This window comes from Prosthecobacter fluviatilis, from assembly GCF_055388355.1.
Genome location: NZ_AP043782.1, coordinates 6199512 through 6216250 on the forward strand (window position 1 = coordinate 6199512; position 16739 = coordinate 6216250).

Annotated in this window: 16 protein-coding genes; 9 read left to right on the plus strand and 7 right to left on the minus strand. The window is 62.2% G+C overall.

Annotated elements, in window-relative coordinates; translation table 11 throughout:
- The first annotated feature begins 148 nt into the window (after window positions 1-148).
- On the plus strand, window positions 149-799 hold the full coding sequence (locus ACZ5WW_RS24290; RefSeq protein ID WP_377163825.1) for an SET domain-containing protein: 651 nt from the start codon (window positions 149-151) through the stop codon (window positions 797-799).
- Between the two features lie 48 nt (window positions 800-847).
- On the opposite strand, the gene ruvC is transcribed toward ACZ5WW_RS24290, so the two are convergent.
- The 4 genes from ruvC to ACZ5WW_RS24310 form a co-directional block, all read right to left on the minus strand.
- Window positions 848-1402: a crossover junction endodeoxyribonuclease RuvC gene (gene ruvC / locus ACZ5WW_RS24295; RefSeq protein ID WP_377163827.1), complete on the minus strand. Its 555-nt coding sequence runs from the start codon at window positions 1400-1402 to the stop codon at window positions 848-850.
- On the minus strand, window positions 1402-1881 hold the full coding sequence (locus tag ACZ5WW_RS24300; protein WP_377163829.1) for a DoxX family protein: 480 nt from the start codon (window positions 1879-1881) through the stop codon (window positions 1402-1404). The genes ruvC and ACZ5WW_RS24300 overlap by 1 nt, the downstream gene beginning before the upstream one ends.
- A 13-nt stretch (window positions 1882-1894) precedes the next feature.
- The gene (locus ACZ5WW_RS24305; protein WP_377163831.1) at window positions 1895-2593 is read right to left on the minus strand and encodes a polysaccharide biosynthesis/export family protein; all 699 of its coding nucleotides are present in this window, start codon (window positions 2591-2593) and stop codon (window positions 1895-1897) included.
- Between the two features lie 116 nt (window positions 2594-2709).
- Window positions 2710-3543, minus strand: a complete 834-nt coding sequence (locus ACZ5WW_RS24310) for a serine/threonine-protein kinase (RefSeq protein ID WP_377163833.1) — start codon at window positions 3541-3543, stop codon at window positions 2710-2712.
- A gap of 88 nt (window positions 3544-3631) precedes the next feature.
- Here ACZ5WW_RS24310 and ACZ5WW_RS24315 point away from each other — a divergent pair, with 88 nt between their 5' ends.
- Window positions 3632-4420: an ABC transporter ATP-binding protein gene (locus ACZ5WW_RS24315; protein WP_377163836.1), complete on the plus strand. Its 789-nt coding sequence runs from the start codon at window positions 3632-3634 to the stop codon at window positions 4418-4420.
- 174 nt (window positions 4421-4594) lie between these two features.
- Window positions 4595-5800 (plus strand): FtsW/RodA/SpoVE family cell cycle protein, encoded by a 1206-nt coding sequence (locus ACZ5WW_RS24320; protein WP_377163838.1) that lies wholly within the window; start codon window positions 4595-4597, stop codon window positions 5798-5800.
- A 116-nt stretch (window positions 5801-5916) separates the two neighbouring features.
- Here ACZ5WW_RS24320 and ACZ5WW_RS24325 read toward each other — a convergent pair whose 3' ends face one another.
- Window positions 5917-6315: an RNA-binding S4 domain-containing protein gene (locus ACZ5WW_RS24325; RefSeq protein WP_377163840.1), complete on the minus strand. Its 399-nt coding sequence runs from the start codon at window positions 6313-6315 to the stop codon at window positions 5917-5919.
- 1 nt (window position 6316) lies between these two features.
- The gene (locus tag ACZ5WW_RS24330) at window positions 6317-7012 is read right to left on the minus strand and encodes a YggS family pyridoxal phosphate-dependent enzyme (protein ID WP_377163842.1); all 696 of its coding nucleotides are present in this window, start codon (window positions 7010-7012) and stop codon (window positions 6317-6319) included.
- Window positions 7013-7083: 71 nt separating this feature from the next.
- Between ACZ5WW_RS24330 and ACZ5WW_RS24335 the strand changes: the two genes are divergently transcribed.
- The gene (locus ACZ5WW_RS24335; RefSeq protein WP_377163844.1) at window positions 7084-8403 is read left to right on the plus strand and encodes a Gfo/Idh/MocA family protein; all 1320 of its coding nucleotides are present in this window, start codon (window positions 7084-7086) and stop codon (window positions 8401-8403) included.
- A gap of 1441 nt (window positions 8404-9844) precedes the next feature.
- Here the strand turns inward: ACZ5WW_RS24335 and ACZ5WW_RS24340 are convergent.
- On the minus strand, window positions 9845-11485 hold the full coding sequence (locus tag ACZ5WW_RS24340; protein WP_377163846.1) for a sulfatase family protein: 1641 nt from the start codon (window positions 11483-11485) through the stop codon (window positions 9845-9847).
- A gap of 97 nt (window positions 11486-11582) precedes the next feature.
- Between ACZ5WW_RS24340 and ACZ5WW_RS24345 the strand changes: the two genes are divergently transcribed.
- The 5 genes from ACZ5WW_RS24345 to ACZ5WW_RS24365 all read left to right on the plus strand — a co-directional run bounded on the left by ACZ5WW_RS24345 (window position 11583) and on the right by ACZ5WW_RS24365 (window position 16729).
- On the plus strand, window positions 11583-11885 hold the full coding sequence (locus ACZ5WW_RS24345) for a hypothetical protein (RefSeq protein WP_377163848.1): 303 nt from the start codon (window positions 11583-11585) through the stop codon (window positions 11883-11885).
- An 89-nt stretch (window positions 11886-11974) separates the two neighbouring features.
- The gene (locus tag ACZ5WW_RS24350) at window positions 11975-13381 is read left to right on the plus strand and encodes an efflux transporter outer membrane subunit (RefSeq protein WP_377163850.1); all 1407 of its coding nucleotides are present in this window, start codon (window positions 11975-11977) and stop codon (window positions 13379-13381) included.
- A 39-nt stretch (window positions 13382-13420) separates the two neighbouring features.
- A complete protein-coding gene (locus tag ACZ5WW_RS24355; protein WP_377163852.1) occupies window positions 13421-13987 on the plus strand; it encodes a methyltransferase family protein in 567 nt (188 codons plus the stop codon).
- A gap of 141 nt (window positions 13988-14128) precedes the next feature.
- The gene (locus ACZ5WW_RS24360; protein WP_377163854.1) at window positions 14129-16213 is read left to right on the plus strand and encodes an FAD-dependent oxidoreductase; all 2085 of its coding nucleotides are present in this window, start codon (window positions 14129-14131) and stop codon (window positions 16211-16213) included.
- Window positions 16214-16216: 3 nt separating this feature from the next.
- The gene (locus ACZ5WW_RS24365) at window positions 16217-16729 is read left to right on the plus strand and encodes a hypothetical protein (protein WP_377163856.1); all 513 of its coding nucleotides are present in this window, start codon (window positions 16217-16219) and stop codon (window positions 16727-16729) included.
- The last annotated feature ends 10 nt before the right edge of the window (window positions 16730-16739 follow it).

Sequence of the window (16739 nt, forward strand, 5' to 3'; positions counted from 1 at the left end):
CCCCACCGCACCCCGGCGGCAACCGGAAAGTGGTGTCCCTCCGTCTAATAGAGAAGGCGAAGGCGGGAAACATTCGGCCTCATCCCTTGACATTGCAGGAGCCCGGCACACTTCATGCGCTCCGTTTTTCTGCCGACTGCCCGCTCTCATGCCCCAAGCCCCCACGAAACGCTACTGGACCGTTCGTTCCTCCTCCATCCATAACCGCGGCATTTTTGCCCGTTGTGACATACCCAACGACTCGCCGATCATCGAATACGTTGGCGAAAAAATCACCAAGGCAGAGTCTGCGCGGCGCGGAGAGGCTCTCGTCGAAAGATCCAAGAAGACCGGCGGCGCCGCTGTTTACGTCTTCACTCTGAACCAGAAGTATGACATCGACGGCGCCAAGGGGAACAACCCCGCGCGCTACATCAACCACTCCTGCGACCCCAACTGCGAGGCCTTCATCATTCGCGGCCGCATCTGGATCTACTCCCTGCGCGACATCAAGGCCGGCGAGGAGCTGACCTACAACTACGGCTTTGACGTGGACACCTGGGACGAGCACCCCTGCCGCTGCGGCACGGACCGCTGCGTGGGCTTCATCGTGGAGGAAAAGCAGTGGCCCAAGCTCCTGCGCAAGCTGGAGAAGCTGGAGCGCGACAGCAAGAGCGGGAAGCTCAAGCTCAACGGCACCGACGAAGGGAACGGGAAAAGCAGCGCCAAAGCTGGCAAGACCAAGAAGCCTGCTGCAAGCAAGAAGCCTGCTGTGGCCAAGAAAGGCGCGGCGAAGAAGGCCGGGAAGAAGAAGGGCTGAGTGGCGCGGGGCGGCCCGCCCGACTGGCTGCTGCCATGATGCAGCCAGCTACACCCTCCGCGTCTCCCGCTCCGTGACACGGGCGGCGGAGGTGTTTTGAAAATGGGTGATGGCCGTGGCCAGGGCATCGGCGGCGTCTGGCTCCGGGGTTTCGCGCAGGCGTAGCTGGGCGCGGATCATGAAGGCCACCTGCTCCTTTTGTGCGGCACCACGCCCCACGGCGGCCTGTTTGATTTCACGCGGGGCGTACTCGTAGATGGGAAGGCCGTGCTCTGCCGCGGCGATCAGGCAGGCCCCGCGCGCCGTGCCCAGCACGATGGCGGTCTTGTAGCTCTGCACAAAGATGGTGGACTCGATGGCGCACACCGTGGGTGAATGTCGAACGATGACCTCATTCAGGCCGGCGCGGATGGACACCAGGCAGCCGGAGGGCAGCAGCGCGGGCTTGTTGTGGATCACGCCCCACTCCACCGCCTTCACCACACCGCCTGCGCACTCGACGACGGCCCAGCCCGTTTTCCGCAGCGCGGGGTCGATGGCCAGCACGCGCTCGACGGCAGGCGTCACAGCGGCTGGCGCGGGGCTGCTGGTGGTGCGGGCCATCAGCGGCGTTTTTTCGGCCCGCCACCCTGGCCGAGGTGGAAGAGCTGGTCCACTGACAGCGTGCCGGAGCCAAACATGAGCAGCGTCACGGTGATGATCAGGTACAGCCAGGCAGCCTCCACGCGCGGAGAGCCCGCATGCTGCAGCACCACCAGGGTGGTGATGACCACGGGCAGAAAGATGACGGCAAAGAGCCGGGTCAGAAAGCCGAGGGTCCAGCTGATGGCCACGGCCACGATGAGCAGCGCCACCACCGGCGCCAGCAGGTGAGCGTAGGGCATGCCCGCCTCATGAAAGGCAGGCACCCAGGCCCAGGGCTTTTCCTGCCAGAAGAAATGGTAGGCATTCTGCACGGCACCCAGCCCGTAGCGGGTCATCAGCAGGAGACCCGTCCCGATGCGGAGGATGGCTGTGGTCTGAAAAAGGGAGCTCAGGGGGGCTTGTGCGCTGGCGGGGCTGCTGCCGGTGTATTCGAGCATGATGCGAAAAAAATCAGATGTCGGGGGAGAGGGTGATGATGTCGCCTGCCTGCGGTTTCCAGTTTCTGTCCGCAGCCTCCAGCGAGGTGAAAAAGTGCCGCTGGCCCTGGCGAGAGATGTAAAAGCCGCGGGCGGTGGAGCCCGGCTTGCGCCCGCCCGTCACGGTCACGGCCTGCTTCACGCTCATGTCATTGAAGACCGGGATGAACTCCGCCTCATGTACATCTCCGTTCAGGGAGATGACGGGGGTGTTTTCCACCGAGATGATCTGCACGGTGATCTCCCGCGTGTTGCGTCCGGCCAGACGGAAAACGGTGGCGATGGCCTCCGCCGCCTGCGGCAGGCGCAGCCCGCCGACACGCGCAGTGCCCACCTTGCCCAGCGGCAGCAGCCCTTCGGTATTGATCATCTCGATGCCGCGGTAGATGCGGTCCGGGCTGCGGGTGCCCTCATACACCTCAAGCCGCACGGTGTGGCCAAAGCCGAGCGTGCCGCGTGAGTTGAACGGCACATCCGGGTCTTCGGCGTTCACCTTGTCCCTCTCCGCCATGCCAGGCACCAGCTTGGCCACGGTGTTTCGGCTGGGCAGGCTGGGCATGCCGATCTTTGGCAGCTTGGGCAGCGAATCGGGGAGGATGCTCTTGATCATGCCACAGGAGCAGAGCACGAGGCTGACGATGGCAGAAAGAAGGGCGGATGGGACGCGCAGCATGGGAGGGCGGGAATCAGGTTTCGCCATGATGGCGGCACGTGCTGCGAAGGCAAGAGGCTTTCGTCTCCGGTCAGGGATACTTCATGTCCATCCCGGTTTTTTTAAAACATCGCACGTCAGCCACCGCGCGCGGCCATGGGCGTCTCATAGTCCCGCAGAGCTTCGGAGATGGAGGCCGGCCGGTCGGCAGGCTGGCGGCTCATGAGCCGTTCCACCCACTGCACCGTGCTGGCCGGCAGGTCGGGCCGCAGAGTGCCCAGCGGCTGCGTGCGGTGGTGCAGGTGCGCCACCATCACCTGCGGCTTGGTCTCGCCTTCAAAGGGGTGCCGCTGGGTCAGCGCGTAGTAAAACAGGCAGCCCAGGGCATAGATGTCCATGCGTGCATCTGCCGGAGCGCGCTCAAACTGCTCCGGAGCCATGAAATGCACGGAGCCGGGCAGCCCGCTGGCGGGCAGGGGAGTCTGCGTTTTCCCGCGGGGAAGCGTTTGTGCCAGGCCGAAATCCAGAATCTTCACCTGCAGGCCGCCGTCTGGCAGCCGCCGCACCATCAGATTTCCCGGCTTCAGGTCCAGGTGCAGGATGCCCCGCGCATGTACGGCGCGCATCCCCTCCAGCGTCTGGCGCACCAGGGCGTCAAAGTCGGCGGTCTTCAATGCCTCCCGCATGACCATGGCTTCCAGCGTCTCTCCCCGCACCAGTTCCATCACGATGTAGCCTCCCTCGGCATCCAGGCCGAAGTCATGCACGGCCACGATGTTCGGGTGCTGCAGCGCGGACTGCTGCTGGGCCTCGCGGATCAGGGCATCCACGGCAGTGCCGCAGCCTCCCGTCTTGCAGGTCAGCACGCGCTTGAGGGCCACCTCGCTGCCTGTCTGGAGGTCGCGCGCCTTGTACACCGAGCCCGTCCCACCCTCGGCAATGGGGGCCAGCAGTTCATAGCGTGCGTTCATCAGGAAAGGCGATGCTGACACTTTCAAGCTTTCACGCAATGAAACTTTAGCACGTTTTGGCAGCTGTGCTAAAATCAGCGCCCACACCATGCAGCTCCTCTGTGTTCAAGACCTCAAAATTCACTTCCCCGTGCGCGGGGGCTGGCTGGGCCGCACCACCGACGTCATCAAGGCCGTGGACAAGGTCAGCTTTGAAGTCGAGGAGGGCAGCACCGTCGGCCTGGTGGGTGAGAGCGGCAGCGGCAAGTCCACCGTGGCCCGCGCCCTGCTCAAGCTCATCCCCGTCACCTCCGGCAGTGTGAACTACCGCGGCATGGAGATCCTGCAGATGCCCGAGAGCGAATTCCGCCCCCTGCGCAGGGAGATGCAGATGGTGTTTCAGGACCCCATCGGCTCGCTCAATCCGCGCATGACCGTCGAGTCCATCCTCGGCGAGCCGCAGATGATTCATTTCAAGGAGCTCTCCAAGGCGGACCGCCGGGAAGCCTCCGCCGGACTGCTGAAAAAAGTGGGCCTGCCCGAGGACGCCCTGCACCGCTACCCGCATGAGTTCAGCGGCGGCCAGAGGCAGCGCATCGGCATCGCACGTGCACTGGCCGTGAAGCCCCGCTTTCTCATTTGCGACGAGCCCGTCAGCGCCCTCGACGTGAGCGTGCAGGCGCAGATCTTGAACCTGCTCAAGGACATCCAGGCAGAGCTCGATCTCACGCTCCTCTTCATCGCACATGACCTCGCCGTCGTGCGGCACATGAGCGACCACATCGTGGTCATGCACCACGGCAAGGTGGTGGAGCAGGGAAATGCGGACGAGATCTGCGAAAACCCCCGTCACGACTACACCCAGAAGCTCCTCGCAGCCGTGCCAGAGCTCATCTGACGGCACGCTGCCGCAAAGCGGCGCTGGCAAAAGACGAAACCCGAACGACGAATGAAATCCCAATGACCGAAGTCCGAATGGTGAGCCGTAGATGGCAAGGTCATTAGGCATTCTGAATTCGTCATTCGTCATTTGCCCGCGCGCTTCCTCACCAAGACTCTCTTTCCTGATCCCATGACTCCCCTTTTCAAGAAATTCATCGGCATGAACTGGCTGCTGGTGCTCAATGTCACCGCCCTGTGTGTGTTTGGGGTGTATGCCATTTTCAACGCCTCGGCCTACAAGGACTCCGCCGAGTTTGCCCTCAAATGGAAGGACCAGCTCCGGGCCATCCTCATCGGCGTGCCGGTGTTTTTTGGCGCCTCGCTCATCGACTACAAATGGGTGCGCTGGGCCTGCTGGCCGCTTTACCTGGCGGGCATCGGCGGTCTGGTGGCCGTGCTTCTCTTTGGCGTGGAGCGCGGCGGCAACAAGGCCTGGCTCATCATTGGCGGGCAGTCCGTCCAGCCCTCGCAGTTTGCCATCATGTCCGGCATCCTGGTGCTGGGTGTGGTGTTTGGGGAGCTGCCCCGCCTGCTGCCTGTCTTTCGCCGTCCATGGCTGCGCATCATGGTCGCTGGCATGGTCGCCGGCGTGCCTGCCATCATGGTTATCAAGGAAGACCTTGGCTCCGGCCTTGTGTGGGGCCCGGTATTTCTTTCCATGATGCTCGTGGGCAGCATCCCCTTCCGTTACATGATCACCATGCTGCTTGGCGTCGTCAGCATTGTGCCGCTGGTGTATGTCTTTGCGCTCAAGCCCTACCAGCAGGCGCGTATCAGCTCCACCTGGTACATGATGACCAACCAGCTCGACAAGGTGGACCTGCAAAACGAGGCCTGGGTGGCGAAGTACCTCCTCATCGGCGTATCCACCGCCGGGCTGGACGGCAAGGGGCCGGAGTCTAAAAAAGTCGAGGATCAGGCCTCCATCCACCGCACCTTTCTGCCGCATGAAACCATCAGCGACTTCATCTTCTGCGTGGTCTCCGAGGAGTTCGGCTTTCGCGGCGCGGTGCTCCTGCTCTCAGGCATGGCGCTGCTGCTCCTGCAGAGCGTTTTTGTGGCCTTCTGTGCGCGCGACCAGCTAGGGCGGCTCATTGTCGTGGGCGTGGTGGCCATGTTCTTTGTTCACACCTTTCAAAACGCCGGCATGAATCTCGTCATGCTGCCCGTCATCGGTCTCCCCATGCCCTTCATCAGCCACGGCGGTACGTTTGTCATCGTCTGCCTCTTCCTCATGGGCATGGTGCAGAGCGTTTGGGTGCACCGCAACATCTCCGCCGTGAAGAAGAAGCGCTCGGTCAACGGCCCGCGCCGTGACGACGACGACGAGGACTAGCCGGGGCAGGGGATGAGGCACTGGCGGCATGCCGGGAGCATGCACCCTCTTCGTTTTCCGTTTCCATCCCGAGGGCTTAAAAATGGAAACGAAGCTTTTCACCCGTCGGCGCGCACTCACCCCTCGCCTGCGTGCTGCTCTTCCCAGAATTTCCGCAGCTCGCGGAGCTGCTTCTTATCCGGCTTGGCCACCATCTCGTGCTCGCGGGGCTGGATGAGCTCGCGCTCGCGGCGCAGCTCGCTGGCTTTTTGGATCCACTCCAGCGGGGTCTGATTGTCACAAAACTCCGCCACACGCGGCGGGCCGAGGCGCTGGGGAGGGAAAGCGAGCACGCGCAGCCGCAGGCGCAGGTCTCCGCGCACCACCTCCAGCACATCGTCGGGCTTGAGATCGCGCGAGGCCTTCACCACCTGGCCGTCGATCGTGACGTTCCCCTTGGCGCAGGCCTGGGTGGCCAGCGTACGGGTCTTGAAGACGCGCACATGGTGCAGCCATTTGTCCGCACGGGTGTTCATGTCATGCGGCCTTGTAGGTGCGCTCGCCAAAGATGGCGCTGCCCACGCGCACCATGGTGGCCCCTTCCTCGATGGCGATCTCAAAGTCGTGGCTCATGCCCATGCTCAGCAGCGGCAGCGGGCGGCCGCCGGTCTTTTCCAGCTCGTCGCGCAGGGTGCGCAGTTGTATAAAATGCGGGCGGCTTTTTTCCGGATCGTCATCAAAGGGCGGGATGCACATCAGGCCCTGGATCTCCAGCCGCGTTAGAGCATACAACGACTCCAGCTGCGCGCGCAGGCCTTCGGCGCTGAAGCCGTGCTTGCTGCTCTCATCTCCCAGATTCACCTCAAGATACACCTTGGCCGTGAGCCCCAGCTCTCCGGCGACGCGGTCGATGTCGCGCGCCAGATCCAGTGAATCCACGCTGTGGATGGCCTGCACATGCGGCAGGACTTTGCGCACCTTGTTGGACTGCAGGTGGCCGATGAGGTGCCACTGCAGGGTTGAGGGAAGCTGCGGCGCCTTGGCCAGGATCTCTTGCACTTTGTTTTCACCAAACAGGAGCTGCCCGGCCTCCACCGCCTCGCGGATGGCCTCCAGGGGAAAGGTCTTGGACACCGCCAGCAGCTGCACCGTGGCGGGATCGCGCCCGCAGCGCTGGGCAGCGGTGGAGATGCGGTCGCGGATGGCTTGCAGGCGGGAGGCGAGGTCGTTCATGTCTTCACAAAGAGAAACGGAAGATGAGCCGCGCGCGCAACGTATTTTCGCGCTCCACCATTTCAAACCACATGCAATCACGCCGCCACTTCATCCGCCAGTCCGCCGCCACGCTCTTTGCCGCCCCCTGGGTCACCACCGGCATGCGCGCCGCCTCACCGAATGGCAAGCTGCGCCACGCCGCCTTTGGTGCCGCAGGCATGAGCATGGCCGACATGAGCGCCATGTCCAACCACCCCATGTGGGAGCTGACCGCCGTGTGCGACGTGGACACGCGCAACTTTGCCAACGCGCAGAAAAAGTGGCCCAACATCCGGGTGTACCAGGACTGGCGCGAGCTGCTGGAAAAAGAGGCTGACAACATCGACAGCGTCAACGTCTCCACCCCTGACCACATGCACGGCAGCATCGGCCTGGCCGCCATCGCCAAGGGCAAGCATATCTACGGCCAGAAGCCCCTGGCGCACAACCTCTGGGAATGCCGCCAGATGGTGGAGCGCGCCCGTGCCAAGGGCGTGATGTCCCAGATGGGCATCCAGATTTCCTCCGCCTTCACCGAGCGCCACGCCGTGGCCCTCATCCAGATGGGTGCCATCGGCAAGGTCAAGGAAGCCCACACCTTCTCCAACAAGAAGTGGGGAGACCTCGAAGTGCGCCCAACCAAGAGCGACCCCATCCCGGCCGGATTTGACTGGGACAAATGGCTGGGCGTGGCCTCCGAGCGCAGCTACATCGAGAAATACGACCACCCCGGCAACTGGCGCAAGCGCCGCGACTTTGGCACCGGCACCCTGGGAGACATGGGCTGCCACATGTTCAGCGGCTGGTTCCGCTCCCTCGACCTCGCCGCCCCCATCTCCGTGAAGTCCACCGGCCCCGTGCCTAACAAGGACAACTGGGCCATCAACGCTGTGGTGGAATACACCTTCAAAGGTACGAAATACACCGCTGGCGACACCGTCAAGGTCACCTGGACCGACGGCGACGCCCGTCCGCCAGCCGAGGTCATGGCGCTGGTGGGAGACGTCTCCAAATTCCCCGGCCAGGGCACCATCTACCTGGGCACCGAGGGCGTGCTGCTCTCCCCGCACGGCTCCACGCCGCTGCTCTACCCGCGCGAGAAGTTCGCCAAATTCGGCGCCTATCCCAAGCTGGAACCCCGCGACCACTGGGCCGACTTCATCGACTGCTGCCTCAAGGGAGACAAGCAACCCTCCGCCAACTTTGACTACGCCGGCCCGCTGACCGAGGCCGTGCTGCTCGGCTGCCTGGCCAGCGCCTTCCCCGGCGAGAACCTCGTCTGGGACGCCCCCGGCCTGAAGATCCCCAACAACGCCGAAGCTGACAAGATGGTGCGCCGCGACTACCGCAAAGGCTGGGAGATTGTGTAACGCCCTCGCGCTGCACACACCGTTCCGCGCCCCCTTCACCGGCACACCCGCCGCTGAAGGGGGCTTTTTTTATGTAACGCTCCCCGTGCCAAACACTCGTTGATTGTGTGCTGCCAATAGCGGTACCGCAGTTGCTGAATATAGTAACGTTTTTTGCGATACATATGCGCCCATTGCGTGCTGCCTAGCCCGACACACCGGCTGCCGTGAGGGACTGCTCACACTGCCTTATCACCTGCACGCCGGTTGCTCGAAAGGCTGCGGGATCAAACGTCACTGGCGGGAAGCTGTCACTCGGATTTGTTACTGTGCACGTCGGTTAAGCATCACTTCAGTGAAATATTGAAAATAGCGTAAATTATGTGGACAACTCTTTCATCAGTAAAGTTTTGAAAGGTTGTTAACATGTCTCATAAATGATAATAAGTAACGAAGTTATAGATACATGTCAAGTGAGTGTTCGCACCCTTCTGGCCGCTGTATCGCTGGGTGCAATAAATAACGTTGATTAAGTTACATTATTCAATTGAGTACCACTGGGCACAATACTGCTCGCACTGCCATGCATCATGTGAGCGCCATCTGCAAAGGCGTGCCTACTGCACTGAGAATAACATAACGTTATTTTCGATACATTCGCATCACTCGCATACTACCGTCAGCGGCACACCGGGGTGCCTTGGCAGATTGTGTCTGGCTCCAGTTCCACACGGGCGGTCACTGTGCATTACCTTCATCGGCCACCTTATGGCAAGTGGCGTATGTAACGATATAAACGATACAAAAAAATCAATTGTACCACCTTCACCGTTCGCCCTGACTTGCCCTGGTAGATCATGTAGCGTTGTTAGCGCTACGCATGCATCGATTGCAACCTACCTGCGCACCGGTGCCTTGGGAGGATTGTGCAATGCTCAAGTGCTGCACTTGTAGCTATTGCTCACAGCCTTCACTGATACAGTGGTCGCTATCAACAAATGTAACGTTGTAAACGATGCACTCGTATCGACTGAGTGCCAATCTCGGTGATGCACTGACAGCACGAGGATTTTATAACTCTGCGATCAATGAACGTTGGTTGTTGTTGGAATTAAGAAACGTTATAATCGATACTCTAACGTTGATTGAGTAGCACCTTCGCAGGCAGCCCGACTGCCATGGGAAAGCGTCTAACGCCTCTTATGCTGCATATGAACTGATTGTGCATAACCTTCCAGGCACTCTGCTTGTTATGGGTAATGGAGTAACGATTTAACCGCTACATGATCCGGGTGGCATAGCGCAAACCAACACACCCCACCGTTTGCAGTGCGCTGACAAACACCCACATTCCAAGGATGGGGTGCAAGGTTGCTCAGGTGGCTCCCACCCTCGTTTCCATTTTTGTGCCTCTAGAAGCGGAAACGGGAAACGAAGAAAACGGGGGGGGCGCTCCCCCCCTTCACTCCGCCTTGGCTTTCGCCTTCCCTTTGCCCTTCTTGCCCTTGCCGGGCTGGCCGGTCTTGGTGTCCAGCGTGTAGGGCGGATTTTCAAACGGCACAGGATCAGCCATGACGCGCGGGTCGCCCACCGCCTGGAGCTTTTCCAGCAGCTCGGCCGCCATCTTCGCCTTCACCTCCGCATAGGCGGCTTCGGAGGCGACGTTGATGGTGGAGTCGGGGTCTTTGCTGAGATCGTAGAGCTCCTCGGCGGGGCGCTTGGCAAAGGCGTAGTCAAAGTACCACTTATACTGCGAGTCGTTGCGGTGCTCCACCAGCCAGGCCTTGGCGGGGGAGGCGTCCATGTCGGGAAACGCCACATACGTTTCATTCTCCAAATCATCCTGCGTGGGCGTGAAGCTCTCGGTCAGCGTCTTGTAGTCTCCCATGGGCATGCGCTCGGGCTTGAAGTTGCGGATGTAGAGGTAGCCGTCCTTGCGCAGCGCGCGCTGGGGGTAGGGGAGGTTTCCCTCGCGGGCGATGCTCACATGCCGCTCGCGGCCCGTGATCACATAGTCGCGCTCTGTCTCGATCCTCCCCGACTTGCCCGACTTCATCAGGTTCACCAGGCTTTTGCCATTCACTCCTTCCGGAATCTTCGCACCGCCGATCTCCATAAACGTGGGTGCCAGGTCCATAAGGTTCACGAAATCGTCGATCACCCGCCCTCCAGGCTGGCCAGGCCAGCGGATCGCCAGCGCCACATTCACGCCGAAGTCATACAGGTTGCACTTGCCGCCGGGAAAGCCGGGCGCACCGTGATCGCCACTGATGACGATGACCGTGTTGTCATACTCACCGGCCTGCTTGAGCCGCTCGATGATCACGCCCACCTGCGCATCAAAGGCCTGGATCTCTCCCAGATAGCTGCCGAAGTCCTCGCGGAATTCCGGCACATCGGGCAAGTGCTTGGGCAGCCGGCCCTTGAGGGCGTCCGGGTCGATGCCCCACTGCGCCTGCCCGCTGCCTTTGACCCACTTGCGGTGCACGTTGGTGGGCCCATGCCAGAAGGCAAACGGCGCGCCTTGGGGCCGTGCGGCCAGGAAGCTGTCAAAATTCCCCCGCACCTCGTCATAGATCTGCTGCTTCGCCGCCTCCACGGCCACGCCCTCTTTCATGAGCTTGTCCACGTTTTGCGAGAACTGGTTGCAGCGCCCGCCGCTCTTTTGGTACGCAAACTGCTGGCCCCCATACGGCGCGTCCGCAGGCTCTCCGGGGCTCCAGACCTTGAAGGACTTGCCGAGGTGGTAGCCCTGGTCCCTGAGCAGCAGCGGGTAGCTGGGGATGGCCGGGTCCCACACCGCGCCGTTGAGGATGGCGGCACGGCCACAGTTGAAAAAGTAACGCCCGGAAAGCACCGCGCTGCGGCAGGGCGTGCAGCTCGGCGCGCTCACATACGCCCGGCGGAAGAGCGCCCCCTCGCGCGCGATGCGGTCGATGTTCGGCGTCTTCACCACCTGGTTCGGCGAGGGGAATTTCTCGTGCTCCGCGTAGATGCACGCGTAGCGGCCCCAGTCATCTGCAAAGAGGAAGAGGATGTTCAGCGGCTTGTCCGCAGCGGTGGCAAAGGCAGTCAGGGCCAGGAGGCAAAGAAGGAGGCGCATGGTTGCGTCATAACGGGAAGCTGGTGCGTAAACCTTCGCCAAAATTAAGCGCAAACTGCGCATCGACATCCCGGCTTTGCTCCTGAACCTGCCCCGCATGATCCACTCCCTGCTCGACACCACCCAGGTCATCAGCGTCATCCAGCTGGACGGGGTGCCGTATGAAGTCTGCGCCGAGGCGGCAGCCAGCCATGACCGCAGCCAAAATCTCCTCATCGTGGAGCTGCGCGCCTTCCTCCGCGCAGAGACGCACGACCACATCGGGGAAGTCACCACACCCGCCTGGCTGCCCGCCCCGCAGACCGTCACCGAACGCGTCGGCGCCGAGGAGGCGCATGAGCTGGCAGCCGATGTTCTGGCCTCCTGGCGTCACAAGGTGGCAGGAAGCCTGCCTAAATAACCATCCCATGGCCATTAACCATCCCATGGCAATCCTTTGTCTTCTTTGAGGGTTGCGCTGAGAACGATTCACCCCATGAATGCGCGCGCATGAACAATTTCAAAATCCTTTGCCTTACGACCACATTGACGTGTGCCTCCTGCACCGTCGGGCCCGATTTCAAGCTGCCGGAGGTGCTCATGCCCTCCAAGTGGAAAAACGGCGGCAAGGTGAGCACGGCGGACATCCCCGTGCCCGGAGAGTGGTGGAAGCTCTTTGGCTCCAATGAGCTGAACCAGCTCGTGGAGCGCGCCATGGCAAACAACCAGGAGCTGCGCGGCGCGCTGGCACGGGTCGAGACCGCTCGCGCCCTCGTCGGGGTGCAGCAGGCAGACTGGTTCCCCCAGCTCAACATGAAGGACGGGATGAATTACGAGCGCCTCTCCCAAAGCTCCTTTGGCGCCAACCTTCCCCCCGGTGTCGCCCTGCCCAAGACGCAGCGCCGCCGCTTTCAGAACCTGCTGGAGCTCGGCTGGGAGTTTGACCTCTGGGGTCGCGTGCGCCGTGGCGTGGAAAGCTCCAAGGCCTCCCAGTTTGCCGCCATGGAGACCCTCTCCGCGCGGCGTCTCACCCTCGCCGCAGAAGTGGCGCGGTTGTATTTCCTGACCCACTCGCTGGACCGCCAGATGCAGGTCGTCATCGGCACCCAGACCTGGCGTGAAGAAGCCCTCAAGCTGCAGGAGTCGCGCTTCAAAGGCGGCCTCGCGAACGAAATGGACGTGGCCAGAGCGCGCACCGAGCTGGAGCTGGCCCGCAACGACCTCGCCGCCCTGGAGCGCCAGCGTGGCAACGCCGAAAATGCCCTCGCGGTCATCTGCGGAGAGATCCCCTCAAACTTCAGCATCGCCAAGACCGCCAGCCTGCCACGCCTGCCCAAGGTGCCCTCAGGTCTGCCCTCCACCCTGCTGCAGCGCCGTCCGGACATCCGCGCCGCAGAGCAGAAGATGCGTGAGGCCAACGCCCAGGTGGGCGTCTCCAAGGCTTCGTTCTTCCCGGCCTTCAGCATCGTCGGCAGCGGCGGTCTGGAGAGTATTGGCGCCGCGCATTTCTACGATCAGCGCAGCCGCATCCTCACCATCGGGCCCAGCATGACCCTCCCCATCTTTCAGGGGGGCAAGCTGCGCGCCAACCTGAAGTCCAGCAAGGCCGCCTATGAAGAGACTCTGGCCAGCTACCGCCAGAGCATCCTGGTCGCCCTGCAGGAGGTCGAGGACAGCCTCATCGACGCCCGGGCCTACGCCAAGCAGGGCCAGGCGCTGGACGCCGCCATCGCCGCCGCGCAGGAGACGCAGCGCCTTGCTGAGCTGCGCTACCAGAAAGGCCTCGCCAGCTACTTTGAAGTGGTGGACGCCAACCGCACCGTCCTCAACGCCAAGCTGCTCTCCGCCCAGGTGGAAGGCCAGCGCCTCATGGCGGCTGTGGCCATGCTCAAGTCGCTTGGCGGCGGCTGGCAGTAAGCCCGTGGCGCTGCCGCCATTCCATTCCCGCCTCCCGCAGTGCGCAATCTTCCCGTTTTCCTCCTCTGTCTGGTCTGCGTGGTCGTTTACGGCCTGGTGGTGCCCCGGCTTTTCAAGCGTGGGGAGAAAAGCAGGCCCACCCTGGTCAAGCGCCTCTTCATCTACCTCTTCTGGGGCGTGATCTTCAGCGCGCTCTGGCATTCGTACTTTTACCCCTCCGCCCCGGCCTGCCAGATGGCGGGCATCGCGCTGGGGCTTGGCAGCCTGGCCTTGTTTCGCTGGGCCTACCGCCAGCATGGCAGGCACATGCCCGGGCGCGCCTTCACGCCAGACGTGCCTGCGGCCATCGTCACTAGCGGGCCCTATGCGCGTGTGCGGCACCCCATCTACGCGGCCTATCTGCTCTTCATGCTGGGGCTGGTGGTCGGCACGCAGAGCGCCCTGGCAGCGGTGCTCTGGCTCCTGCTGGGCGTCATGTATCACCACGCCGCCAGCCAGGAGGACGCGCTGCTGGCCGCCTCCGCGCATGCAGACCTCTACCTTCGCTACATGCAGCAGTCCGGCAGGCTGCTGCCATGGAATGTCTGGCGGCGCAGGCAGGTGTGAGGCTGGGCAGCTTTTGGAGTATCCCATCAGCTGGTATTTGCTGGCGGGAATCAGCGCCGGCGATCTTACTTTAATCTTTATGTACGACTTTTTTCGAATGTGGTGCTTGGAAAAGCGGCACGTCAGGTGCCTATTCGTGGGATGAAGACCACCAACCTGGCCGCCATATTCCTCGCTGCTTTTTCATCTCTCGCCGCAGCAGACCACGACATCGTCATCTACGGCGGCACCTGCTCCGCCGTCATCGCCGCCGTGCAGGCCAAGAAGATGGGCAGGAGCGTCATCGTCGTCTCACCAGACAAGCACCTTGGCGGCCTTAGCAGCGGCGGCCTCGGCTTTACCGACACCGGCAACAAAGCCGTCATCGGCGGTCTCTCCCGCGACTTTTACCACCGCGTCTGGCAGCACTACGACAAGGACTCCGCCTGGGTGCAGCAGAAGAAATCCGAATACGGCGGCAAAGGCCAGGGAACACCCGCCGTCGATGGCGAAAACCGCACCATGTGGATCTTTGAGCCCCATGTGGCCGAGCAGATCTTCGAAGACTACGTCAAGGAATTCGGCCTCGAAGTCGTGCGCGATGAGTGGCTGGACCGCGCCAAAGGCGTGAAAAAGGACGGCGACAAAATCACCTCCATCACCACCCTCAGCGGCAAGACCTACGCGGGCAAAATGTTCATCGACGCCACCTATGAGGGCGACCTCATGGCCGCCGCGGGTGTGGACTACCACGTCGGCCGCGAGGCGCAGAGCGTGTATGACGAAAAGTGGAACGGCATCCAGGTGGGCGTGCTGCACCACCGCCACCACTTTGGCGCGGTGAAAGAGCCCATCAGCGCCTACAAGATCCCGGGAGATCCCAAGAGCGGCGTGCTGCCCCGCGTGAGCACCGCACCTCCCGGCGAGTACGGCGCAGGCGACAAAGGCGTGCAGGCCTACTGCTTCCGCGCCTGCTACACCAATGACCCCGGCAACCGCGTGCCCTTTCCCAAGCCGGAAGGCTATGATGCAAACCAGTACGAAATCCTGCTCCGCGTGCTGAACACCGGCTGGGGCGAGTTCTTCGAGAAGTTTGACCCCATCCCCAACCACAAGACGGACACCAACAACCACGGGCCCTTCAGCTTTGACAACATCGGCTACAATCACGACTACCCCGAGGCCAGCTACGAGCGCCGCCGCGAGATCATCGCCGAGCACCGCCAGTACCAGCAGGGCCTCATGTGGTTCGTGGCCAATGACCCCCGCGTCCCCAAGAAACTGCAGGCAGAGCTTCAAACCTGGGGCCTGCCCAAGGATGAATTCACCGACAACGGCAACTGGAGTCACCAGCTCTACATCCGCGAAGCCCGCCGCATGGTCGGCGCCTATGTGATGACCGAAAACGAGCTGCTCAAAAAGCGCCCCACACCCGATAGCGTCGGCATGGGCAGCTACGGCATCGACTCCCACAATATCCAGCGTTACATCACCCCCGAGGGCAATGTGCAGAATGAGGGAGACATCGGCATCAGCACCAAGGGCCCCTACGAGATCGCCTACGGCTCGCTCGTTCCCAAGAAAGGGCAGGGGAGCAACCTGCTCGTGCCCGTGGCCATGTCCGCCAGCCACATCGCCTACGGCAGCATCCGCATGGAGCCCGTGTTCATGATCCTCGGCCAGAGCGCCGCCACCGCCGCCGTTCTCGCCTTGGACGCAGGCATCCCCGTCCAGGACCTGCCGTATGATCGGCTCAAGACCCAGATCCTCAAAGACGGCCAGATCCTCCACTACCACGGCCCCAAGACCACCCGAGGCGTGGACCCCAAAACCCTCAAAGGCATTGTTTTGGACGACACCGACGCCAAGGTCACCGGCGAGTGGCATGAAAGCGGTGCCGCCCAGACCTTCCTCGGCGACGGCTACAGCCACGACGGCAACGCCAAGGACGGCAAATGCAGCCTCCGCTTTGAGCCCAAGCTCACCAAGCCCGGCAAGTACCGCCTCATGCTCGCCTCCCCGCCCAACAGCAACCGCGCCAGCAACGCCCTCGTGGAGGTGCAGTATGCCGACGGCGTGAAGAAGCTCAAAGTCGACCTCAAGTCCCCCAAAGCCGGCGAAGGCCTCTTCTGGATCGACCTCGGCGACTACGAATGCGGCAACGACACCGCCATCACCATCTCCAACGAAGGCGCCGACGGCTACGTCGTCGTGGACGGTGTCCGTTGGCTGCCGGTGGAGGAGTGAGGCATGAGCAATGCTGCGCTCCTGAGACGTTTCCATCGGGTCCTAGGACTCTTCATCACAGGCCTGATCCTCAGCGGTCTCACCGCCTTCCCCCTGCTGCATGAGCTGCGGCTCATGGCCTCCTGGCTCGGCATTGAAAATCATGCCGCCTACGTCCAGCATGCAGGTCTGAAATTCTGGATCGGCTACGTCTGGCATGGGCTGGAGGTCACGCAGGCGCAGTTCCCGTTTGTCGCCTACGGCACGGACTGGCTGGCGTTCGGGCATCTCATGATCGCGGTGTTTTTCATCGCCGGGCCTTGGCGTGACCCCGTTGCCAATGCCTGGGTGCTGAAGGTGGGCCTCTTTGCCTGCGCCGCCATCTTTCCCCTGGCCCTGATCTGCGGGGAGATTCGCAGTATCCCGCTCTCCTGGCGGCTCATCGACTGCTCATTCGGCCTCTTTGGGGCGCTCCCGTTGCTTTACTGCCTGCATCTGGTGCGGCAGATGCGTCAAGGAACTTCAGTCTGTCCGTAATTTTCCGCCT